Source organism: Micromonospora sp. 4G55, assembly GCF_016803375.1.
This window is the reverse complement of the sequence record NZ_JAEVHN010000728.1, coordinates 1-2933: the sequence shown is the minus strand read 5'-3', so window position 1 is coordinate 2933 and position 2933 is coordinate 1. Positions and strand designations below refer to the sequence as shown.

Genomic DNA, 2933 nt, shown 5'->3' with positions numbered 1-2933 from the left:
GCCGCCGGCCGCGCCCGCCAGGGTGCGGTGAGCTTCCGCTGGTGGGGCACCTCCGGCTGGCGGATCGACATCGGCGACCGCACCGTCCTGGTCGACCCGTACCTGAGCCGCTACGACACCGGGCTGTTCCGCGGCGCCTTCGACCCGGCCACCCCGCTGACCGTCGACACCGCCGTCGTCGACTCCCTCGTGGACCGGGCCACCACCGTGCTGGTCACCCACACCCACTGGGACCACTACAACGACGTGCCGCACATCGCGAAGAAGACCGGCGCCCGGGTCTTCGGCACGCTGACCGCGTACCACCTCGGGCTGGCCTACGGGCTGCCGGCGAGCCAGCTCAGCCCGGTCAAGGGCGGCGAGGTGCTCGACTTCGGCGACCACACCGTCGAGGTGGTCAGCTCCCTGCACAGCCGCAACGCCGGCTGGTCGATGGCCTTCCCCGGGGTAAGGGTCAGCCAGCCCACCCGGCCCGCCGCCATCGCCGACCTGCCCGAGGGGGACACGCTGGCGTACCAGGTGCGCGTCGACGGCGGTCCGTCGGTGTTCTTCATGGGTGCCAGCGACTTCGCCGAGCGCAACCTCACCGGGCTGGCCCCGGACGTGGCGATGGTGGCGTTGCAGTCCACCACGGCGACCGCCGACTACGTGCCCCGGCTGATGGCCGCCCTGGACCACCCGAAGGTCGTGGTGCCGGTGCACTGGGACAACTTCGAGACCCCGCTGGCCAACCCGCCGGTCGTCGGCCCCGCCGACCGGCGGCGGCTGGACGACCTGGTCGCCGCCGTCCGCCGGGCCTCGCCCCGCACCCGCGTGCTGGTGCCGGAGTACGGGACGGCGTACCACTTCTGAGCGGGGACGCGGCGGGCGGGATCACCAGGATCCCGGCCCCGCCGGCGTACGCCCGGATTACTTGGCGAGCGGCTGGCCCTGCTTGTCCTTGAAGGAGCCGACCAGGATCATGATGAAGTCGATCAGGGTCCAGATCCCGAGGCCACCGAAGGTGACCAGCTGGAGGACGCCGGTGCCGACCTTGCCGACGTAGAAGCGGTGCACGCCGAGGAAACCGACGAAGAAGCAGAGCAGCAGGGCGACGACCCAGGACTTCTGGGTGCCGACCGAAACAGGAGCGGTCACTGCGGTCCTTTCTCAGGTGAGATAGCCGCGGGAGCGTATCGAGGGGCACCGACCCGAGGCAAGATCGTAAATCGGCCGATCAGCCGGACGAGGAGCAGGCCCGGACCGATCTGATGGCCCCGGCCGCTCCGGTCAGGACGCGGTCAGGTCCCGCAGGGCCCGCACCGACTTCCAGTTGCGAGTCGTCGCCACCACACCGAGCTGCTTCTCCAGGTAGGCGTTGGTGAACTTCGACCGGCCGTACCCGCCGTCGGGGAAGTGCAGGTAAACCTCCCGACCGGCCACGGTGAACTCGACGTTCTCGTTGCCGGGCACGGTCAGCGCCGCGGCCTTCGCCTTCGTCGGGGCCGTGGCCAGGAAGGCGACCAGCAACCGGGTGGGGTCGTCCTGCCGGCCGGCGTACGGGCTGCCGTCGACCACCGCCGCCAGCTCCGCGCCGCTGCGGACCAGCACCGGCACGGTCAACCCCAGCTCGCCAGGCGAGCGCCTGCTCGATGCCCTTCGCCAGCCGGGCGGCGTCGGCGGAGGTGCTGCCGAACACGACGTTGCCCGACTGGAGGTAGGTCTGCACGTCGGCGTGGCCCAGGTCGGCGACCAGGCGGCGCAGGTCGGCCATGGCCAGCCGGGTGGTACCGACGTTGACGCCGCGCAGCAGCCCCACGTACCGGTTCATGCCGGCTCCCCGGCGGTGCTCAGGTGCCGGTCGAAGAAGGCGACGATGCGGCGCCGGGCCTGAGTCGCCGACGGCTCGTGCGGCCCGCCACCGACCCGGGCCACCACCTGCTGCATCCGGGGCAGCTCGCCCGGCCGGTGGTGGTTGAGGAAGCCGTGCCGCGCCGGCGGGTAGACGGTGACCTCGTGCGGGACCTCATTGGTGGTCAGCGCCGACTCCAGTCTGGCCGGGGCCGACCGGAGGCTGAGATCCTTGCCGCCGAAGCTGCCGATCACCGGGCACGCCTCGGCCAGCAGCCGTTCGGCGTCCTTCGGTACCTGCCCGTAGTTGATGCTCGCGGCGGCGAACCCGTGCCCGGGCGCGAGTTGCACGGCAAAGCCGCCACCCATGCAGAAGCCGATGACCCCGATCCGGCCGGTGCAGTCCGGCGTCCGGCGAGCCAGGCGCGGGTCGCGTCCAGCTCGTCGAACGCGCGGCCGGTGCCGCTGAGCAGCGCGCGGAGGGTCGCGCGCACGCAGCGGCCCCGCTTGTCCCACGAGTAGAGGTCGGGGGCCACCGCCAGGAAACCCGCGCCCGCCAGCCAGTCCGCCTGGCGGCGGACATCCGGCGTCATGCCGAAGGCGTCGTGGACGACGACCACGCCGGGCCGCGGCCGGTCACCCTCCGGTTCGCTCAGGTACGCGGGCAGCGTCCCCTGAGCGATCGGGATCTCCACGTCGGCCACGGAGCCTCCTCACCTGTCGACGTCCGGTACCGCCCAGCCTAAGGGACGTCTCGTAACTGGGTGGAGGCGTTGCCCGTGGCCCGGGTCAGTGGTCAGCCGGCGAGGATGATGTTGTGGAGGTTGGCGATGCCGGAAGCGGCGTCGGCCAATGTGTGGGCGGCGCGGCGGTAGTCGCGCAGGATCTTGAAGCACTTCATCCTGGCCAGGGCGTGTTCGACCCCTGCTCGGACGGTGCGGTGTTCGACGTTGAGTGCTTCCTTCCAGGCGGGCAGGTCGCTGCCGTCGGTGGGCTTGCGGTACGGCATGATCACCTCGGGGTTGCCGCGGTAGCCGCCGTCGGCCATCACCGGTCGCCCGTCGAGATTCTCCGCGATGCCGGAGGTGCGGTAGACGATCGTG

General features: G+C 71.6%; 4 protein-coding genes and 2 pseudogenes. 1 reads left to right on the top strand and 5 read right to left on the bottom strand.

Features of this window, described 5'->3' with window-relative positions; all coding sequences use genetic code 11:
- The coding region (locus JNW89_RS33155; protein ID WP_238452043.1) for an MBL fold metallo-hydrolase at positions 1-852 on the top strand (852 nt) is incomplete at its 5' end.
- Positions 853-909: 57 nt separating this feature from the next.
- Here JNW89_RS33155 and JNW89_RS33150 read toward each other — a convergent pair.
- From JNW89_RS33150 to JNW89_RS33135, 5 genes and pseudogenes are all read right to left on the bottom strand, one after another.
- On the bottom strand, positions 910-1137 hold the full coding sequence (locus JNW89_RS33150; RefSeq protein WP_238452042.1) for a TM2 domain-containing protein: 228 nt from the start codon (positions 1135-1137) through the stop codon (positions 910-912).
- Between the two features lie 132 nt (positions 1138-1269).
- Positions 1270-1596 carry a DUF1697 domain-containing protein gene (locus tag JNW89_RS33145; RefSeq protein ID WP_309140055.1) on the bottom strand — a complete coding sequence of 109 codons (327 nt, stop codon included), beginning with the start codon at positions 1594-1596 and terminating at the stop codon, positions 1270-1272.
- A 76-nt stretch (positions 1597-1672) separates the two neighbouring features.
- Positions 1673-1753, bottom strand: a pseudogene (locus JNW89_RS39365) (DUF1697 domain-containing protein); the annotation flags it as partial.
- A gap of 53 nt (positions 1754-1806) precedes the next feature.
- Positions 1807-2450 (bottom strand): annotated as a pseudogene (locus JNW89_RS33140) (dienelactone hydrolase family protein).
- 176 nt (positions 2451-2626) lie between these two features.
- Positions 2627-2933, bottom strand: a 307-nt coding sequence (locus JNW89_RS33135; RefSeq protein WP_238452041.1) for a transposase family protein, incomplete at its 5' end; no start/stop codon positions are given.